Origin of the sequence: Stenotrophomonas africana (genome assembly GCF_013004645.1) — a bacterium.
In the GTDB taxonomy this organism is placed as follows: domain Bacteria; phylum Pseudomonadota; class Gammaproteobacteria; order Xanthomonadales; family Xanthomonadaceae; genus Stenotrophomonas; species Stenotrophomonas africana.
In genome coordinates this window covers 432,596-452,035 of record NZ_JABEME010000001.1, presented here as the reverse complement: position 1 = coordinate 452,035, position 19,440 = coordinate 432,596, and the positions used below count along the sequence as shown (strand labels likewise).

Sequence of the window (19,440 nt, the reverse complement as noted above, 5' to 3'; positions counted from 1 at the left end):
CGGCCGCTGCCGGGAGATTGAACTGATGGATGTGCTGCTCGCCAACCCGCGTGGTTTCTGTGCCGGTGTCGATCGTGCGATCGAGATCGTCAAGCGCGCGATCGAAACGCTGGGCGCGCCCATCTACGTCCGCCATGAGGTGGTGCACAACCGCTTCGTGGTCGACGACCTGAAGCAGCGCGGCGCGATCTTCGTCGAAGAGCTCGACGAAGTGCCGGACAACAACACGGTGATCTTCAGCGCCCATGGCGTGTCCCAGGCGGTGCGCCAGGAAGCCGAACGCCGTGGCCTGAAGGTGTTCGACGCCACCTGCCCGCTGGTGACCAAGGTCCACTTCGAAGTCGCCCGCCACTGCCGTGCCGGCCGTGACGTGGTGCTGATCGGCCACGCCGGTCACCCGGAAGTGGAAGGCACCATGGGCCAGTGGAACCGCGAAGCCGGCACCGGCCAGATCTATCTGGTCGAGGACGTCGAGCAGGTTGCCACGCTGCACATCAACCAGCCGGAAAACTTCGCCTACACCACCCAGACCACGCTGTCGGTGGATGACACGCGCGGCATCATCGATGCGCTGCGCGAGCGTTTCCCGGCGATGCAGGGCCCGAAGAACGACGACATCTGCTACGCCACGCAGAACCGCCAGGACGCCGTACGCGACCTCGCCAAGCGCTGCGACCTGGTGCTGGTGGTCGGTTCGCCGAACAGTTCCAACTCCAACCGTCTGAGCGAGCTGGCCCGCCGTGAAGGCGTGGAGTCGTACCTGATCGACGGCGCGCACGAGATCGACCCGGCGTGGGTGGCAGGCAAGCAGCATATCGGCGTGACTGCCGGTGCCTCGGCGCCGCAGGTACTGGTCGATGGCGTGCTCGCACGCCTGACCGAGCTGGGCGCCAGCGGCGTAGGCGAGCTGGATGGCGAACCGGAATCGATGGTGTTCGCGCTGCCGAAGGAACTGCGCCTGCGTCTGGTCGACTGACCGGGAAAGGCCGCATCCACGCATGGCGTGGATCTACTGAAACCGCTTTGGTGGGTGCGAACTGCACACGGTGGGTGCGAACCTTGGTTCGCACGCTTTTGGGCATGCACCGATGGGCGCACCGCCCATGACCTTTGGCCATGGGGCAGGGCTCTCTACAGGCCTAGCATCGGAAGATTCTCCGTTGTTGGATGCTGCCGATGAAGACCCGTGCTCTGGTGATGTCCCTGCTGTTCGCGCTGGCGGCCACGCCTGCACTTGCGCAGACCTCGCCACCAGCAAACGTGCCGGCTCCCGGCCTGCTGCGCATCGATGTGGATGCACGTGACCTTGCCCGTCGCATCTTCAAGGTGACCGCCACCGTGCCGGTCAAGCCCGGTCCGGTCACCCTGCTGTACCCGCAGTGGATTCCCGGCAACCATTCGCCCACCGGCCCGATCGACAAGCTGGCCGGCCTGCGCGTGACCGCCAACGGCAAGCCGCTGGCCTGGCAGCGCGACCAGTACAACGTCTATGCGTTCAAGGTGGACGTGCCCGAGGGCGTCAGCGAGATCGTCGCCCACTTCGATTTCCTGTCCTCGCAGGGCGGCAGTCAGGGGCGGGTGGTGATGACCCCGGAAATGCTCAACCTGCAGTGGAACGCCAACTCGCTGTATCCGGCCGGCGTCGATGCGCGCAGCCTGCAGGCGCAGGCCAGCGTGACCCTGCCCAAGGGCTGGTCGTTTGCCACGGCGCTGGAGACCGCGCGCCGCGACGGCGATACCGTGGTGTTCAAGCCGATCTCGTATGACCATCTGGTCGATTCGCCGTTGTTCGCCGGTGAGCACTACCAGCGTATCGATCTCGACCCGGGCGCGAAGGTGCCGGTGCATCTCAACGTGTTTGCCGACGAAGCCAAGTCGCTGAAGCCGAGCGAGGCACAGATCACGATGCACCGCGCGCTGGTGCAGCAGGCCGACAAGCTCTATGGCGCACGCCACTACAACCACTATGAATTCCTGCTGGCGTTGACCGACCGCCTCGGTGGCATCGGCCTGGAGCATCACCGTTCCAGCGAGAACAGTGCCGACCCGGGCTACTTCACCGAGTGGGACAGCAACGCGTGGATGCGCGATCTGCTGCCGCACGAGTACACCCATTCCTGGAACGGCAAGTACCGTCGTGGCGCCGACCTGGCCACCGCCAATTTCAACGTGCCGATGGGCGACAGCCTGCTGTGGGTGTACGAGGGCCAGACCCAGTTCTGGGGCCAGGTGCTGGCGGCGCGCTCGGGGCTGTGGTCGACGGCGCAGGCGCGCGACATGCTGGCCAATGTGGCTGCGACCTATGACCGTGGCCGCCCGGGGCTGGCCTGGCGCCCACTGCAGGACACCACCAACGACCCGACCATCGCCCAGCGCCGCACGTTGCCCTACCGCAACTACCAGATGAGCGAGGACTACTACTCCGGCGGCCAGATGCTATGGCTGGAAGTGGAGGGCAAGCTGCGCGAACTGAGCGGCAACCGTCGCAGCCTGGATGACTTCGCACGTGCGTTCTTCGGGGTCGGCAATGGCGACTGGGACGTCAACCCGTACACCTTTGATGACGTGGTCGCGACTTTGAACGGCATCGCGCCGTATGACTGGGCCACGTTCCTGCGCGGGCGCCTGGACGGCCACGGTTCGTTGACCGGTGGCCTGGAGCTGGCGGGCTGGAAGCTGGTCTACCGCGATACGCCGAACGACGCCTACAAGGCACAGGAAAAACGTGCCAAGGCGGCGTTGCTGGCCTATTCGCTGGGTGCGACCGTGCTCGACAACGGCACGGTCGGGGACGTGATCTGGGACAGCCCGGCCTTCAACGCCGGTCTTGCACCCGGCATGAAGGTGATCGCGGTTGGTGGGCGCGAGTACAGCAGCCAGCGCCTGAAGGACGCGGTGGCTGCGGCAGCGAAGGACAAGGCGCCGATCGTGCTGCTGGTGAAGCAGTTCGATCGCATCGAAACGATGAACATCGCCTACCACGGTGGCCTGCAGTACCCGGTGCTGGAGCGCATCACCGGCAAGCCTGACCGCCTTGCGGATCTGTGGAAGGCACGATGAAGCCGCGCGTCCGCGATGGCGTGATCCTGCTGATGGCGATCCTCGCCATCGTGGGCGCATTCCTGCACGGCGATGGGCGTTGGCTGCACTGGCTGGCCAAGCCGGCCACCACGCTGCTGATCGCCGCCATCGTCTGGCGCGTGCATGATCCGGCGCCGCCGTTCTACCGCCGCGCAGTGCTGGCCGGCATGCTGCTGTCGTGCGTGGGTGACATTGCTTTGATGCTGCCGATGGATGCGTTCGTGCCAGGGCTGGTCGCATTCCTGTTGGCGCACGTCTGCTATATCGTCGCCTTCCGCGATGGCCTGCGTGCCGGGCGTGGGCTGTTGGCCGCCAGCGTCCTGCTGGCGGCCTTTGCCGTACTCAATGTGCTTGGCCTGTGGCCGCACCTGCCGGTGCCGATGCGTGTGCCGGTGCTGGCATACGTGGTGGTGCTGGCATCGATGGCAGTGCTGGCCCTGGCACGGCAGTGGCGCAGCCCGCAGCCCGATGCCGTGGAAGCCCGAAGCGCCCGCTGGGCCGCGGCAGGCGCATTGCTGTTCGTCGCCAGCGATTCCCTGCTGGCCTGGGACCGCTTCGCCGGTGGCCTGCCGTTGGCCAGCCTGCTGGTGTTGTCCACCTACTACGGCGCGCAGTACGCCATCGCTCGCTCGGTGAAATAGCAAAAAAGGGGACGGAGGCCTACTGACGGCTTACGCTGCGGGCGTTGCCCTGTGCGTCGAACTGCAGGCGCACCGATTCGCGATCACCGGCCACTTCGTCCGGCAGCCATACCAGTTTGCCGGCTTTGCGCACGATCACGTAGACATGGCCGACTTCGGATGCGGGGTTCTGCAGCGCATTGCGCTGTTCCTGCAGCGCTTTGGCCACGCGTGGCACGGCATCGAAATCAATGTTGGCCAGAGGCGTGCTGCTGCGCTGCAGGCTGATGGTGGGGGCGAACTGTTGTGGGTTCACTGGATTGCCCTTGCGCCATTGGCCACGCTCGAAGTGGTAGCTGTCGACGTGGGTTGGCTGCTGCGGATCGACCAGATCCAGGTTGATGCGGCCATCGTCGTAGAAGTGGATGCTGTGGAAGACCGTCAGCCTCTGGCCGGCCAGTGCCGGCAGCTGCTCCAGTGCCTGGCGCGCAGCCTGCAGGTAGTCCGCATCGAACAGGCGATTGTTGCGCTCGGGCGCCGCAGCGGTACTCGCCGCGGGGAAGGGGGCCGGGGACGGCACAAGCGATGCGGGTTGCTCGCGCGGCGACTGAGACCAGACGGAGGGGGGCAACCGGTCCGGCTGTACCGAATGCCCCAGCGTTTCGCTGATGGTCTGCACTGCACCGCCGGCAGCGGCCACGCCCGCCAGAACCAGCAGCAGTACCAGGAACACGGTGCGGGTTGAGGGCGGCTGTTTCATACTCCCTCCAGACGCACGTTGCTGCGGTCATCCGGGTCGTACAGCAGCGTCACGTGCTCGCGCGGGATGTTGGCCAGTTCAATCAGCGGGACGAAGCGGCGCACGCGGGCCTGCTGCACGTTGCCTTCGCGGTCGGTGTATTCCAGCTGGAACTCCACCTGCGGCTGTTCGTTGAGGTAGGTGCCGGTCTGGCGCACCTTCAGCACTTTGGCCTCCACGCCGATGCCGCGATACTTCAGCGCATCGCCGCGGGCATCGGCGTGCAGCAGGCGGCCGAGCAGGCGCAGGCCCAGCGCATAGCCACACAGCACCAGCGGGCACACCAGCAACGGGTGACCGAACGAGAGGAAGGTCCAGCCCAACCCCTCGCTCTGCAGCTGGTAGGCCCCCACATAGGCAGCGGCAACGGTGGCGATGCCGAGTGCCGCACCGATGCCCCGCCGCCACAGGCTGGCGACATTCAGTTCGGGCTGGGCACCGTCCAGCACGATGTTGGGAAATGCCCCGGCCGTCCGGCCCAGGCGCGCATCGATGTGCCTGCCCACCTCGAAGCGATGCAGCTGGGGTTTGCTGTCGACCACCACCATCTGTTCGTGGATCGGCGTACCGGACAGGTTCTTGAAGGACACCTGCAGTTTCCATTGCGCGAAGCCGCGTACCTGCACGCCGGTCTGTTCGGCCTGCTCGATCAGCGCACTTCGCGGTTCACCGTCGGCCAGGATCGACTGCACCCGGTGCAGTGCGCGCGGTGGCCCCAGCAACAGGTAGTGCAGGAAGGCGAACAGCAGGATCAGCCACAGCGCCAGCGACAACGCGAGCAGCAGCAGTGCCAGCCATGGCGTGCTGCGATCGGCCAGCGCCACCGGCCACGAGGTGCCGAGATAGAGGATGCAGGGGAAGGGCAACGCGAAGAACAGCAGGAACGCGCCCCAGAACCAGAGATAGGCTTTCATGGGGGAAGGGGACCGCGGTGGAACAGGGCGCGTAGATTACTACGCTTCAGCGGAACTGCAGGGTAAGCAGGTAATAGCGACCGAGCGGATCGTCCAGCCCGGGCATCTGCCCGCCGTTGCCGACCAGATAGTTCATCGGTTGTGCATCGAGCACATTGTGCACGTCCAGTGCCGCGACGACGCGTGGGCCGAGGCGGCGTGCCAGGTGCAGGTTCCAGCGCAGCTGGCGTGGGTTCATGCAGTGGTTCTGTTCGACCTGATCCTGCGGGCACTCGGCCCCCGGCAGCCAGGCACGGGTGCGACCGACCTGGTTGCCGCGCAGGGCGATGTCCCAGTTGCTGTTCTGCCATTGCACGTTCAACACCGCCGCCAGCTCGGGTGTCACATGGCCGCGCAGGTCCACGGCGGCCTCGTGGTCACGGCGGCGACGCAGTTCCTGCTGTTTCAGCGCATCGAGCGAAAACAACCATTGGCCGTCGCTGCCGCTGTCGATGCGGTACTCGCCACGCAGCACCCAGTTGCGGGACGTGGTGCGGCCGATGTTGTCAAACGACAGTCGCAGGCTGCTCAGGTGGCCGTCTTCATCCAGTTCCCAGGTGCTGCGGTTCCACACCGCATCGCTCGGCTGCAGGGCGAGGATCTCGTTGCGCAGTTCCACGATGTTGTGGGTCAGCGACAGCGAGAACGTGTCGCTGGGCGTCCACGTGGCTGCCAGTGAATGGCTGCGCGATCGCTCGGCCTTGAGTGCATCGTTCTCAACCACGTTGGCCGTGACGCTGCAGCCGCCACCGCGTGTGGCGATTGCACATTCCGGAAGCGCACTGGAAACCGGAAGCGTGATCGAGCCGAAGTAGCCGGGGGGCCGCCGTTGCTCGAACAGGCTCGGTGCACGGTAGCCGCGCCCGCTGGCCAGCAGGAACGACCAGTGGGGTGTCGGGCTCCAGCGCAGCCCGGCACGCGGCGAAAACGCCATGAAGCCGCCGTCGCGGTCCCAGCGTGCAGCCAGGTCCGCGCGCAGCGTGGGTGCCAGCGGCAGGCCCAGCTCGGTGTAGACGCCACTGCTTTGTCGCGACAGGCTGCGTTGCTGCTGTGGCAGGCCCAGCGCAAGGTCGCCCTGGCTCAGCAGCGCGTCCGGACGCGAGACCCAGCGTTCATGGCGCAGGTCGATGCCGGTGGCCAGCTGCGCATTGCCCCCGGGCATTGCCATCAGCTCACGCTGCAGGCCCCACCAGCCCTGCCATTGTGCGGTGCTGCCGCGGTTGCGGATGGATGGAAACAGCGCGTCCACATCTGCTGCCGGCGGCGCGTCGAAACCCGGAGTGAGCCTGCGTGCCTGTGTTGCTTCAAGCAGGCGCGTCGTGCGCACGGTACCCGCAGTGGACAAGGTGACTTCGCTGCGCTGCGCGCTGATGCCCGCCTCCCAGCTGCGCCGGCCCTGGTCACGGCCGATGCCGAAGGTGACGTCCGCATCGGTGGCGCGGACGCTGGGGCGCACGTTGCCGGCCTCGCGCAGCACAGTGTTGAAGGTGATTCCCCGCGAGACCACCGCAACGGCTGTCGGGCCCAGGTCGAAGCGCTGGCGGTTGTGACTGGCCCGTGCCTCGACATAGGCATAGCGTCCCTCACCACGTTCATGCCGGTAGCGCAGGTAGGCCGATGCAGTATCCGAGGCGGGCTGCAGCGAACGCGGCCGCGCGCTGTCAAACCAGCAGCCGTCCTCGCGCCGCTTCAGGGGCGGCTCGCAGCGCCGGGCGGGCACGTACCAGTTGCCGAATATCGCGCCGATCGGATACAGCGAGGTTTCCGCATGCCAGTCACGCTGGTCTCCGGCGACGTGCTCGACACGGTGCAGATCGAGGCCGGCGAACCAGCGGTCACCGTTGCCGCGCGCGCCGCCGGTGGCGGCCTGCAGGCGGTACTGGCCGGCATCACCGCGGCTGCTCAGGCCGGTCTGCAGCATGGCTTCGGGCCCATCGGCCTGGTCGCGCAGGATGATGTTGACCACGCCGGACATGGCATCGGCCCCATAGATGGCCGAGGCGCCGCCGCGTACCAGTTCGATGCGGTCGACGAAGCTCAGCGGAATGCCGCCGAGGTCGGTGAGCCCGCCTTGCTCCAGCGACACCATCGGATAGCGTGGCAGGCGCCGGCCATTGACCAGGAACAGGGTGGCACGCGGTCCCATGCCGTCGAAGCTGGTGGTGGCCGCAGCACCCACCGGCAGGTACTGCGAATCACCGCTGCGTGCGCTGCTCATTGCGGGCAGGCCATTCATGCCGGGCAGGTGCCGCAGCAGGTCGAACAGACTGCCGTAGCCACTGCGCAGGATGTCGGCGCGGTCGATCGTGGTGACCGGCAGCGTGGTCTGTACCGAGGTGCGTGGCAGGCGGCTGCCGGTGACGTGGATCGGTGCCAGTTCCACCTGGCGCGGCGATTCGGGGAGGCTGTGCAGAGGTGCCGGCGCCGCCACCGGGGCGGGTGCTGCAGCGATGGGCGCGGTGCGGACACGGCGAACCACGAAACCACCGGAAGGCGTGCGCAGGATGGTCACCGGCATGCCGGCAACCAGCTGTTTCAGGGCGCTGGCCGGATCGGTCTGGCCATGCGCGCCTTCGGTGTGAAGTCCTGCCAGCTCACGGCCATCAAACATCAGGGCGATACCGCTCTGCCGTGCCCATTGCTGCAATGCCGATGGCAAGGGGCCGGCGCCGATACGGTAATCGTGGGCGGCAGCGGGCTCACCGGCCATGGCCGCAGGCACTGCCGCCAGCAACAGCGCCACGCACAGCAGTGGCCGGAGCAGCCTCCACTGCAGCGCGCCCGGTCCTGCCATCACCACAGACCTCCTCAGTACGTGCGGCGCAGTTCCAGCGCGCCATCCGGGCGCGTCTGGCCAGCGACGGACCAGCCCAGTTCCAGCGCGGACAGCAACTCCTGTGCATCGCCTGCGCGGAACGTGCCACTGACCGCCAGATCGGTGATCTCCGGATCAGCGATCACCAGCGGTGTACGGCCATAGCGGTTCATGCGTTCGACCACGATCGACAGCGGCGTGGCATCGAATACCAGTTGCCCATGCAGCCAGCCCTCGGCCGCCGCCGTGGACGACAGCGCTGGGCCGGGCTGGATGCGCCCGGACGGCAGCACCTGCAGTTGCTGGCCGGGTGCGAGCGTGTGCTGGGCCGCACCGCTGCTGACCTCCACCGCACCTTCCAGCAGTGCGACTTCGACCAGACCATCCTGCAGGCGCTCGACCTGGAAGGTTGTGCCGATATCGCGGATCGTGCTGCTGCCGGCACGCAGCTGCAGCGCCTTGCGCGACGGCGCGACCTGCAGCTGCAGGCGGCCGCGTTCGAGGTCCAGCTCGCGATGGCGCCAGCCGAAGCGGGCACGCAGCGCGGTGCCGGCATCGAGCGTGACCACGCTGCCATCGGTCAGCGTCAGCTGTTGCGGTAGATGGCCGTCATTGGCATAGCGCTGGGGTGGGGGATTGCCATCCACGGCCACCATCCAGCCCATGCCGATGGCGAGGCAGACGCCGGCGGCGGTGGCGAGCGCAGGCAGCCAGCGGTGTCGGGGCGGTCGCGCCGCGCGTGCCGCTGCGGTGCGCAGCCAGGGATCAGCGGCCAGGCCCTTGCCCTGCTGGAACAGGTTCTCGGCCTGCACCCAGGCTTTGACGTGGGCAGGATCTTCGGCCAACCAGTCTTCGAACGACTCGCGCTCGGCCGGCGTGCAGTCCGGGGCTTCCAGCCGCGCCACCCAGGTGCTGGCACGCTCGAACAGCGAGGCGTCTTCCCTGTGCCGGTGGCTGTTCATTCCGCATCCCTGTCGTTGTGCAGTGGGTCCGGTCCCAACTCCTGGCGCAGCCCCTGCAGGGCGCGGGCGATGTGTTTTTCCACGGTCTTGGCTGTAATTCCACAGTGCAGCGCGATCTGTGTGTAGCTCATGCCGGTGATCCGGTTGAGCAGGTACACCTCGCGCGCGCGCTCGGGAAGTTTGAAAAGGGCCTGCCGCAGCAGGGAGAGCATCTGCCCGGACTCGGCCTGGCGCAATGGATCCGGTGACGAGCTGGTGGGCTCGTCGCTGCCATCGTGCTCGGCCAGTGACAGGTGCGGTCGCGATTGCGGCGAGCGGCCGCGATCCGCCAGGCGGTTGCGGGCGATACGATACAGCAGCAGGCGCAGTTCGTCGGGGGCATGCGCACGATAGCGGATCAGCCGCTCCATGCAGTCCTGCGCGATGTCCTCTGCATCCTCCGGCCCGACGCCCCGCGTGCGCAGGAACGCGCACAGCGGCGCACGTTCCTCACGTACGAACGCGATGAAGGCGTCCGCAGGCACGGGCGGTTCCGGCGCGTGATGGATCAGGGGGGACGGGGCGGACAGGGCTGGCCTCGACGGACATGGCGGATGCGTCATCGAGTTTTACGCGACGATGACCGGATGGGGAAGAGTGTGTAGTACTGCGCGCCCCATTGTGAATGTGTTCATGTTCACCGGCGGGGCATGCTGGGGGAGTTCGCTGTACTCCGACGTTTGACTCTGCACCCGCGTGTTGCGGGTGGAGAGAGAGAACGTATGAAGCATTCGAAGTTGAGCCTGGCCCTGGCCGGGCTGATCGGCGTTGGTGCCACCGCGGCGGTTGATGACGTCATGGCAATGAATTATCACGTGCAGGGCGATCGCATCTTCCTCAGTGGCGGCGTCACCTATGCCGACGTCGTGTCGCTGCCGGCGTTGCTGGCCAAGGCGCAGGCCGAGGGCCGGCCGATCCGTGAGGTGGTGCTGCGCACGTCCAATGGTGGCGCGTTGATCGCCGGCGAGTGGCTGCAGGGCATCATCCGTACCTCCGGACTGAACACCATCGTGTCCGGCAATTGCATTTCATCCTGCTCGATCATGCAGTCTGGTGGCGTCGAGCGCTATCTGGCCGGCGACCTTCCGATCATCGACTCGGTGCAGATCCACGCGGCCAGCAACGGCGGCAAGGTGATCTACACGCCGTCGCCGCGCATGACCCAGATCTATACCGGCAACTACGGTGGTGGCATGGATGCCGGCCTGCTGCACAAGGCCATGTACGAGGTGGTGCAGCCGAACGGCCTGCTGGTGTTCCGCGATCCGGCTCGCGGCACGGGCCCCTCGGTCACCTTCGATCCCGATGGCAGCGGCAGCAAGCTGGAGTCGTTCCCCGGCCAGGACATCTACAGCAACAGGATCATCACCGCGAGCGGGTACCGCGATCCGGGCGATACGTTGAATGTGAGCGCGAACGTGAGCGGCGACATCAATCCCGGCTATCTGCGCACCGGTCGCCAGCTGCAGACCTTCGTCGATGACGATTTCGCGCGCTGGAACACCAATTGGCAGTCCAGCTACATCAACCTGGCGCAGAGTATCTACAACGCCTCCAGCAATGGTCCGCAGGGAATCGGCGCGAACTCGGTACAGGACTACCAGAACGATCCCACCTACAAGGCCCTGCTGCTGTCCAAGCTGCGCCTGGGTGACCTGGATGTGTCCACGCTGGACAACGCCATGGGCGTGATCCGCGTGACCAATGGCGCCACCTGGCGGACCTCCGCGACCACCGGTGCCGACTTCATGCTGGTCGACAACGGCACCATCGCCCTGGAGGGCGGCGCCCTGCGTGCTTCGGAAGTACGCGTGATGAGCGCCGGCATGCTGGTTGGCCACGGTGACGTGGCAGGGACCGCGATGGATCTCAGTGCACTGGCCAGCGGCACGCGACCGTCCTGGCGCGAGGATGGCTTCAACCGCCTGCGTGTCTACGGCACGCTGATGCCGCGCGGTGGCGATCTGGTCACCCACGGCTACGTCAACATCATGCCGGGCGGCAAGGTGTTGTTCGACGTCACCGAAAACGGTGGCACCGGTGGTGGCCGCATCCGCGTGGGCAGCTTCTTCGACAGCAGGCAGACCGATGGGGCGCTGGTGATCTCCAAGGGCGCCTTCCTCGAACTGAACGTGGCGCAGGGCTACTACGGCCAGGATTTTCGTCGCGATCTCGTGCAGGGCCCGATCTACCAGGGCGGGTTCGAAGAGGCCGTGCGCCTGGGCGATACCGGCTACCGCGCCAGCATCACCGGCGGTGAGGTGTTCCGGCCGCGCCACAACTCGCTGCTGAGCTTCAACGTGAAGCAGACCGCCGATGGCCTGTGGCTGACCGCCAACCCCGGTTTCGATCAGCTGGGCCTGTTCGCCAACGGCACCTCGGGTGATGGCCTGGGCCGCGCGCTGGCCACGGCTTCCGACCGTCAGGACAGCAGCCTGAAGTCGCTGCTGGGCGCGCTGCAGTTCGCCGACCGTGATGTGATCGCGCAGCAGGCCGGTACCCTGCGCGGTGACGCGCACGCGAGCCTGCGCCTGGCCGACAACGCGCTGGTGGGCAGCATCGGCAACGTGGTGCAGCAGCACCAGACGGCGACGCGCAGCGGCGGTGATGCCGACGGCCTGGCCTCGCAGGTGGCGCAGTCGGTCTCCTCCCAGCCGGGCATGCGCCATGGCAGCCTGTTCAACCAGCTGGCGATGCACCTGGTCGAGCCGGCATCGGGCAGCGCTGCGGGCAGCGGTGATGCGGGACGCAGCCACGGCATCTGGGCGCGCGGTTTCGCCAGCCATGGCCGCATCGATGCCGATGGCGGCGTCGCTGGCCTGAGCCACAACATCGGTGGCATCGTGATCGGTGCAGACACCCGCGTGGCCGATGACCGCGTCACCCTGGGCGTCAGCGTGGCGGCGGCCGATATGTCGACCAAGGGCAGCGACGGCTCCGACTTCAGCGGTGACGTGCGCGCACTGGACGTGGGTGGCTATCTGGACGCGACCTATTCGCGGGGCTACCTGTCGGCAGCCGTGCGCTACACCGACCTGCGGCATGACACCCGCCGCAGTGTCAGCGGCATCGACGGCCTGCAGCAGCCGCTTCGCGCCAAGTACAGCAACGATGCGATCTCCGCACGAGTGGAGCATGCGTTCTCCTTCACGACCGGGAAGGGCCTGGTGATCCAGCCGTTGCTGCCGGTGGTGGACTACGCGCGTACCTCGGCCACCCGCTTCAACGAAGGGCAGGGCGCTGGCGCGCTGGTGGGACGCAGTGGCAGCCTGGAGAGCATCCGCGTAGGTGCCGGCCTGCAGCTGTTCAAGACCTTCGAGGGCAACAACGGCGAGCGCATCACCCCGCGTGCCCGCGTGGTCTGGCAGAAGGAGCTGGGCGATTCGCAGGCGCGCTACAGCACCGGCTTTGCCGCAGCCCCGGACCTGGTGTTTGGTGCCAGCAGCCAGGCCGTGGGCGAGCAGGTGCTGGCCTGGAACCTGGGTGTGACCAGTCGCGCCAGCGAGCGTCTGTCGATCATGGCCGACTACGTGGGTGAGCGCCGCGACGGGCAGATCCAGAACGGCGTGATGCTCGGCTTGGGCTACAGGTTCTGAGTGGCACCCGGCACCGGCGATGATGGCATCGCCGGTGCCATCCCAACGCGGGCGCTGCTGCGGTATGGTCGGCAGGGCATTCCACCCAGGCCCAACCATGCAGATCGCCGTCTTCAGTGCCCGCCCCTACGACCGCCGTTTCCTTGATGAGGCAAACCAGCGCGATGCGGCTGGGGACGGCTTTGCGTTCGTGTACTTCGATGTGGCGCTGGACGTGCACACGGCTGCGCTGGCACAGGACTGCGCAGCGGTCTGCGTGTTCGTCAACGACCGTCTGGATGCACCGGTGCTGCACGCGCTGCATGCGCTGGGCGTGCGGGCGGTGCTGCTGCGCTGCGCGGGTTTCAACAACGTGGATCTGGCGGTTGCGAAAGCGCTGGGCTTGTTCGTCGCACGCGTACCGGCCTATTCGCCGGAGGCGGTGGCTGAGCATGCGCTGGCGCTGGTGATGACCCTCAACCGCCAGACCCATCGCGCCTACAACCGCGTGCGCGAAGGCAACTTCATGCTTGATGGCCTGCTTGGGCGCACCCTGCATGGCCGCACGGTCGGCATTGTGGGTACCGGCAAGATCGGCCTGGCCACCGCACGCATCTTCAGGGGCATGGGCTGCATCGTGCTGGGGCACGACCCTTACCCGTCGCCGGCGTTCGATGGTATCGGCGATAGGGTCGGACTGGATGAATTGCTGGCGCGCGCCGACATCGTCTCGCTGCATTGCCCGCTGACGCCTGAGACCCACCACTTGATCAATGATGCGTCACTGGCCCGGATGAAACCGGGCGCGATGCTGGTCAACACCTCGCGCGGCGGGCTGGTCGATACCCATGCGGTGATCCGCGCGCTGAAGTCGCGGCGGCTCGGTCATCTGGCCATCGACGTGTACGAGCAGGAAAGCGCGCTGTTCTTCCAGGACCTGTCCGGCGAGATCATCGACGACGAGGCCTTCCAGCGCCTGATGACCTTCCCCAACGTGCTGGTGACCGGCCACCAGGGCTTCTTCACCGTGGAGGCGCTGCAGGAGATCTCGGCGATCACGCTGGGGAACCTGCAGGATTTCGCGGCTGGGCGGGTGTGCGCCAACCGGGTAGAAGCGAGCTGAGCCGGATGGATTGACCGCCGGGGCGCCCAGCCCGTAAAATCGCGGGCTCCGCCGGAATAGCTCAGTTGGTAGAGCGGCGCATTCGTAATGCGTAGGTCGCAGGTTCGACTCCTGTTTCCGGCACCAGTTGTAGTGAAAAGCCCCGGCCTCGGCCGGGGCTTTTTTGTGCTCTGATAGTGCCGTCCGCTGGCCGGCAACCAGTAGTGCTAGCCCATGGCTGGCAGCCCAGGATTTCCGAGTCTCGCGGTCTACTCGCCCCTCCGGCTTCCTTGGCGCTTAGCTCCTCGCACAGTTCCTAACCTGGCAGCCGCAGCCGCCCATTCCTGTGCTATGAATATCCAGCCTTGCTCCAAGGCTCTTTCAGGGATTGGAAGGATGCGCAGGTTCGGGGGAGTTGCAGGCGGTGTATTTACCCGCTTGAGGGGATTTGAAGATCGAATTCGGAAGCTGGGGGCATCAGGCGCCTGGCTGTGCTGCGTGCTGCTGATCGGCTTTGGCTTGTCGCCAGCCGCAATCGCCCAGGAGACGGTCACCTACATCCACACGGACGCTTTGGGCTCGGTCGTAGCTGAGAGCGATGCCAATGGCAACGTGATCAAGCGCTATGACTACGAGCCGTACGGCGCCGTGGTAGGCGGCCAGGTCACGGATGGGCCGGGGTATACCGGGCACGTAAGTGACTCGGCGACCGGACTGAGTTACATGCAGCAGCGGTACATGGATCCGCAGTTGGGTGTGTTCCTGTCGGTGGATCCGGTGACGGCGTATCAGAAACCGGTTGAGCAGTTCAATCGGTACCGGTATGCGAACGGCAATCCATACAAGTTCACGGATCCGGATGGGCGGAATGCCTTACTCGCTGCGCCGCTGGTGGTTGTGCCGATCGTTATTGGCGTGACCTACTATGCAACGACGACCGCCGAGCAGCGAACGGATATCGGTAACAAGCTGGACGGGGCAGTAAAAGGCCTGTTTCAGAAGTCTGAGGAAACACCGAGACTGCCTGCACTGCAAGGTGATGGGTCAATTGCCAGAGATAAACAGTCTCCGAAAAGTGAATCGAGCGCGGGAGAGCAGAAGGCAACTGGCACGATCTATGTCGATTCGAAGGGGAACGCGATTCCGACCCCGCCGGGTGGCAAAATTGAAGGATCACCCGATGGTCGATTTGTTCAGGCAAAAGGGCCTGACGGTCAACCCACTGGGGTTCGAATAGATGGCGGGCACAAGCCATCAACTCATCCTGATCCCCGCGCGCAGCAACCGCATGGTCATGTTCCCGGTGTAACCAATGCCGACGGAACCCCATGGCTTCCGATCAAACAATGAGTTGGAGTGACGTAAATTATGGAAACTGAGGCTGCGATCATTGAGATGACGAAGCTTGTGAGAGAGTTCGCGTTGGGTTCCGTTGATGCCCAAATTTTCATTGAGAAATACTCGAATTTCTACTACTACGAAGCACTGGACGGACATGAAGCTTCAAGTGCGCTGCATCCCGAGAGCAAAATGAAGCTCGGCCCCGCTATCGAGTTGCATCGCCGCGTTCAGGAAGATGTGGTGAACAAGATCTCGTTCGATGCGGGGCTGTCAGCTGAAGCGATGAGGATGGCTGGGCGACTCTCCCCGGCGGAGGCGCGGCAGCAGGCGCTGAGGATATGTGCAGATGTTGGGATTGAAGTCGTTCTGTCGGCGATCAATGCCACATGAAATCCTACACTACGATTGAACAGCTCTCCGACGGGGTACGCTATTTGCCGCTGCAACTGCAGGGTTCGGAGCTGGATGGATTGGCTGCTTTGCTCCGAGGGCGTCGGCTTCTTGCATGCAGAATTCCCAAAATGCAGACAGCGAGGTCGGCTTGGCAGATGATTTTGGATTTTGATCCGGATATGTCCCTTGAATTGACATCTTCCAGTACCGCTGCTCAGGGATGGGATGAATTTGGGACGATAAACGTCGAAGTTCTGTCGAGGGGTGCTGTTGAATCGACAAGCGAATGGGGCAATCTGGATTTTCCGGAAGAGTGTGATGTTGTCCACATCGAGATCGTCCGTTGGCAAGGTGACGGACTGATCGTTGACTCCGGCATTTGTTTGCATTTTGCCGATGGCCGGACCTTCTCGGCCGTGGCGTTAGGCGTGCCGGGAGCGTTTCTCTTGACCATGCCGGGCGAGGTTGCTCCAGCTTTTTGGCAGTTTCCTGCAGGTGAATACTCTTTCGTCGCGATTGAATGAGCAAGATTGCTTTGTTCTTCCGGGCACAGCTCCTTATTCCAGTCAGCCTCTTGGCAGTCGCTGGCGATCGGCAATGCGTAGGTCGCAGGTTCGACTCCTGTTTCCGGCACCAGTTGTAGTGAAAAGCCCCGGCCTTGGTCGGGGCTTTTTTGTTTGGGCTGTGCTGGCGCGGGCCCTGGGCCAGCGCCAGCGTCCGATGGAACTGCGGGCATGTACCTGCTCGGTCGGGGTCATTACCATTGCCGAGGTGGATTGCTTGCGGCGCTGGACTGAGCAAGTCAGTTTCAATCAACAGGGGATGTCATGAAGAAGATCGTGGTGAGTCTGATTGCGTGCGTCGTTCTCGCCGGCTGTGCAACCCGCCAGATCAGCTCCGAACAGGCGCAACCGGTGCCTGCCGAGCGGGTTTTCGCCTTCCATGGGACAGGTGACAGTGCTTCCGGACAGCTAATCGTCACGCGCGACGTCGGCGCGGTTGGTGGGGCGTGCCCACTTGCACTGTATATCGACGGCACCTTGGCAGCCCATCTGCAGCGGGGAGAGTCCGTCTCGCTGTCCATTCCCGCCGGGAATCGCATTGTAAGCGCAAGTTTCGCGGGCAAAGGTCTCTGTTTGTGGGGGGATGAATCGGCGCACAGGCGCGAGATTTCCCAAATGGTCACGGCGGGTGGCAGAACCAAGATCCGTCTCGCGTTGGCCCATGATGGCGTGATTCAAATCGGCCCGACGGCGTTCTAGGCACGCTCCACGCAAGACGAGCGGGTCCATCAACAGTACGCCCCGGCCCTTGCAGGGGCTTTCTGTTTCTGCCCAAGGAAAATGGTTGGTCGGCAACGTCATCGATGGAAACACGCCTTCATTCACGTCCCGCGATCACCGCATCCGATGCCAGCAACCACGCGAGCTGCCGGAGATAGCCACCTGCTGCTCCCACCAATGCGCCGATCAGCAGGCGTGCAAGCACCTTGGTCCCGCGTGCGGCCCGCTCCTGCACCCAAGGCAATACCGCCACCACCTGCGCACCCAGCAACAGCATCAGCACGTCCAGCCCCAGCGCGTCCACCACCGGAAGCAACGGCGACAGTGCCGGATTGCAGGCCAGCACGATCACCAGCGCGGCACCCAGCACGGCCATCAGGCGGCGCCCGGCTGGCAGGGTGGTCCAGTGCAGCAATCGGTTGATCAGGCGCATGGCATTCCCTGTGTCACGTGTGCGAGTCCTCATCAGGCCCGATCGGCCGCACCGGCTGCCGAAGCACAGTCTTCAACCGCGCTGCGTCGGTCCTGCGCGGATCGCTCAGGTAGATCTCGTGATGGGGGCCGGCGAAGGTGTATCCCAGAGAAGGCATCAGTTCGTCGTGCAGACGGGCCAGGGCCGGACCCTCGTCATCGTAGGCGCCTACATGCAGGGTCTGCAGGCAGAGGCCCTCTTCAAGAATTTCATGGCGAAAGCTGGCCGGAACGTCGCCCAGTTTCTTCGCCGCCTTGGCGATGGCAGCCTCCAGCTGTGCTGGACTGATCCCGTCCGGCGTACGGATCATCACCGTCCACCTCCACTCATCCTTGCAGCGTGCCACAAAGCTCGACGGATCCTCGGCGGTCCAAAGCGCTTCCAGCGGTGGCACCACGTAGTCCTGGCCCCCGGCCTTCAGCGCGAACTTCAGTGCATAGCTCACCGAGTACAGCCACTGCACCGCCTGCACATACGCGGGGGCGGTATTCGGATCGCCGCGACCGTCGACCATCAGGTAGGGCAGGGGCGGCACGTCCACCGTCACGAACCGGCCCGCCGGGGGCTGGTACAACGCGCGATCGCGCTTCTTGAAGTCGATCTTGTCCATGGGGCTTCCTCCGACGCCGAGCATCCCATGCATTGCCCGTGCGCGTGTGTCTGAACATGTTCAGGTCACTTTGCCGAACACGGGCGGAGCAGGCACCATCGCCCGATCCCAGGATGCCGCACCCGGGTGTTCTGCCCGCCGCGGTTGCGCGGTGCGACAACGTGTCGCAGCCAGAATCGCGCCTTTCCTGCGCTCGATCAATGTCAATGCCTTTCTTAAATGGTGGGTGACGGCCTAAAATTGAAAGGCTGACTCGATCCCACCTCCCTACCTGTCTTCCGGACCGGTGGGACCGGCTTTGGCCGGAACAGGCAGGACGGGGAACGGCATTCCCTCGCAATTGGATCGACCGATGATTCCGTTGAAAACCCTTGGGCGCTGGTTGCGCCCGGGCCTGCTGCTGTCGTTGCTGGTGATGCTCACCGGCTGCGATGCCGTGGCCATCCTCAGTCCGAAGGGCCAGATCGGCCAGGATGAGAAGACCCTGCTGATCACGGCCACCGTGCTCATGCTGCTGGTCGTCATCCCGGTCATCATCATGACCCTGACCTTCGCGTGGAAGTATCGCGCCTCCAACACCAAGGCCCGTTACGAGCCGAAGTGGTCCCACTCGACGGCGATCGAGGTGGTGGTGTGGTCCATTCCCTGCATGATCGTGCTGGTACTGGCGGTCCTGACCTGGCGCTCGTCGCACGCACTGGACCCGTACAAGCCGCTGGATTCGGACGTCAAGCCGGTCACCATCGAGGCGATCTCGCTGGACTGGAAGTGGCTGTTCATCTATCCGGAAGAGAAGGTGGCGGTCGTCAACGAAATCAAGTTCCCGGTCAACACGCCGCTGAACTTCAAGATCACGTCCGATTCGGTGATGAATGCCTTCTTCATCCCGCACCTGGGCAGCATGATCTACTCGATGGCTGCGATGGAGACCAAGCTCCACCTGATCGCCAACGAGACCGGTGAATTCCCGGGCATGTCCTCGCACTACAGCGGCGCGGGCTTCGCCAAGATGCACTTCACCGCCTACTCGGTCACCGATGCCGAATACCGCCAGTGGCTGGACCAGGTCCGCGCCGGCGAGCAGACCCTGGACAAGGCCTCGTTCAAGGCCCTGGGTGAAGCACGCAACGCCGAGTGGTATCCGGTCACCTACTTCGGCAAGACCGAAGAAGGCCTGTTCGACTGGGTCATCGCCAAGCACATGGGCGACAACAAGCACTACGGCATGAAGCACGAACACGCCGGTGCCGCCGCTGCCGATGCCGCCAGCCATGAAGCGCACGAGGGGCATGCCCCCAGTGACGCGCATGATTCCAAGGAATCGGGTGAAAACCTGGATGCCACCGAACACGAACACGCTGGCCATGCTGGCCACGCGGGTTCGGGAGAATGAAC

At 64.9% G+C, this 19,440-nt stretch carries 17 protein-coding genes and 1 tRNA gene; 11 read left to right on the top strand and 7 right to left on the bottom strand.

From position 1 onward, the window contains the following. Positions 1-25: 25 nt before the first annotated feature. The 3 genes from ispH to HLA98_RS02325 all read left to right on the top strand — a co-directional run bounded on the left by ispH (position 26) and on the right by HLA98_RS02325 (position 3,722). Entirely contained in the window at positions 26-976 is a 951-nt protein-coding gene (gene ispH / locus HLA98_RS02335; protein ID WP_049447034.1) for a 4-hydroxy-3-methylbut-2-enyl diphosphate reductase, read from the top strand. Positions 977-1,176: 200 nt separating this feature from the next. Continuing rightward, entirely contained in the window at positions 1,177-3,060 is a 1,884-nt protein-coding gene (locus HLA98_RS02330) for a M61 family metallopeptidase (protein ID WP_057500079.1), read from the top strand. Further along, positions 3,057-3,722: a lysoplasmalogenase gene (locus HLA98_RS02325; RefSeq protein ID WP_057500080.1), complete on the top strand. Its 666-nt coding sequence runs from the start codon at positions 3,057-3,059 to the stop codon at positions 3,720-3,722. Before HLA98_RS02330 ends, HLA98_RS02325 begins: the two co-directional genes overlap by 4 nt. A gap of 19 nt (positions 3,723-3,741) precedes the next feature. On the opposite strand, the gene HLA98_RS02320 is transcribed toward HLA98_RS02325, so the two are convergent. The 5 genes from HLA98_RS02320 to HLA98_RS02300 are packed head-to-tail and all read right to left on the bottom strand — an operon-like array spanning position 3,742 to position 9,754. Beyond that, positions 3,742-4,461, bottom strand: a complete 720-nt coding sequence (locus tag HLA98_RS02320) for a hypothetical protein (RefSeq protein ID WP_057500081.1) — start codon at positions 4,459-4,461, stop codon at positions 3,742-3,744. Next, the gene (locus HLA98_RS02315; RefSeq protein WP_057500082.1) at positions 4,458-5,414 is read right to left on the bottom strand and encodes a hypothetical protein; all 957 of its coding nucleotides are present in this window, start codon (positions 5,412-5,414) and stop codon (positions 4,458-4,460) included. The genes HLA98_RS02320 and HLA98_RS02315 overlap by 4 nt, the downstream gene beginning before the upstream one ends. Before the next feature lie 46 nt (positions 5,415-5,460). Continuing rightward, entirely contained in the window at positions 5,461-8,247 is a 2,787-nt protein-coding gene (locus HLA98_RS02310) for a TonB-dependent receptor plug domain-containing protein (protein WP_057500083.1), read from the bottom strand. A gap of 14 nt (positions 8,248-8,261) precedes the next feature. Beyond that, positions 8,262-9,230 (bottom strand): FecR family protein, encoded by a 969-nt coding sequence (locus tag HLA98_RS02305; protein ID WP_057500084.1) that lies wholly within the window; start codon positions 9,228-9,230, stop codon positions 8,262-8,264. Further along, positions 9,227-9,754 (bottom strand): RNA polymerase sigma factor, encoded by a 528-nt coding sequence (locus tag HLA98_RS02300; RefSeq protein WP_080392861.1) that lies wholly within the window; start codon positions 9,752-9,754, stop codon positions 9,227-9,229. The genes HLA98_RS02305 and HLA98_RS02300 overlap by 4 nt, the downstream gene beginning before the upstream one ends. 237 nt (positions 9,755-9,991) lie before the next feature. On the opposite strand from HLA98_RS02300, the gene HLA98_RS02295 reads away from it, so the two are divergent. From HLA98_RS02295 to HLA98_RS02260, 7 genes are all read left to right on the top strand, one after another. Then, positions 9,992-12,865 (top strand): autotransporter outer membrane beta-barrel domain-containing protein, encoded by a 2,874-nt coding sequence (locus HLA98_RS02295; protein ID WP_057500085.1) that lies wholly within the window; start codon positions 9,992-9,994, stop codon positions 12,863-12,865. 97 nt (positions 12,866-12,962) lie between these two features. Beyond that, positions 12,963-13,967, top strand: a complete 1,005-nt coding sequence (locus HLA98_RS02290; RefSeq protein WP_057500086.1) for a 2-hydroxyacid dehydrogenase — start codon at positions 12,963-12,965, stop codon at positions 13,965-13,967. 50 nt (positions 13,968-14,017) lie between these two features. Continuing rightward, positions 14,018-14,093: transfer RNA gene (locus tag HLA98_RS02285), tRNA-Thr, on the top strand. A gap of 351 nt (positions 14,094-14,444) precedes the next feature. After that, on the top strand, positions 14,445-15,296 hold the full coding sequence (locus HLA98_RS21330) for an RHS repeat-associated core domain-containing protein (protein ID WP_057500087.1): 852 nt from the start codon (positions 14,445-14,447) through the stop codon (positions 15,294-15,296). Positions 15,297-15,314: 18 nt separating this feature from the next. After that, positions 15,315-15,677 carry a hypothetical protein gene (locus tag HLA98_RS02270; protein ID WP_057500088.1) on the top strand — a complete coding sequence of 121 codons (363 nt, stop codon included), beginning with the start codon at positions 15,315-15,317 and terminating at the stop codon, positions 15,675-15,677. After that, the gene (locus tag HLA98_RS02265; RefSeq protein WP_057500089.1) at positions 15,674-16,204 is read left to right on the top strand and encodes a hypothetical protein; all 531 of its coding nucleotides are present in this window, start codon (positions 15,674-15,676) and stop codon (positions 16,202-16,204) included. The genes HLA98_RS02270 and HLA98_RS02265 overlap by 4 nt, the downstream gene beginning before the upstream one ends. Positions 16,205-16,507: 303 nt before the next feature. Beyond that, complete coding sequence (locus HLA98_RS02260) at positions 16,508-16,942, top strand: putative periplasmic lipoprotein (RefSeq protein WP_057500090.1); 435 nt, start codon at positions 16,508-16,510, stop codon at positions 16,940-16,942. A 118-nt stretch (positions 16,943-17,060) separates the two neighbouring features. Here HLA98_RS02260 and HLA98_RS02255 read toward each other — a convergent pair whose 3' ends face one another. Next, on the bottom strand, positions 17,061-17,396 hold the full coding sequence (locus HLA98_RS02255) for a hypothetical protein (protein WP_057500091.1): 336 nt from the start codon (positions 17,394-17,396) through the stop codon (positions 17,061-17,063). Between the two features lie 13 nt (positions 17,397-17,409). Next, on the bottom strand, positions 17,410-18,045 hold the full coding sequence (locus HLA98_RS02250) for a GyrI-like domain-containing protein (RefSeq protein WP_057500092.1): 636 nt from the start codon (positions 18,043-18,045) through the stop codon (positions 17,410-17,412). 352 nt (positions 18,046-18,397) lie between these two features. Here HLA98_RS02250 and cyoA point away from each other — a divergent pair, with 352 nt between their 5' ends. Beyond that, positions 18,398-19,438 carry a ubiquinol oxidase subunit II gene (cyoA, locus tag HLA98_RS02245; protein ID WP_057500093.1) on the top strand — a complete coding sequence of 347 codons (1,041 nt, stop codon included), beginning with the start codon at positions 18,398-18,400 and terminating at the stop codon, positions 19,436-19,438. Positions 19,439-19,440 lie beyond the last annotated feature (2 nt).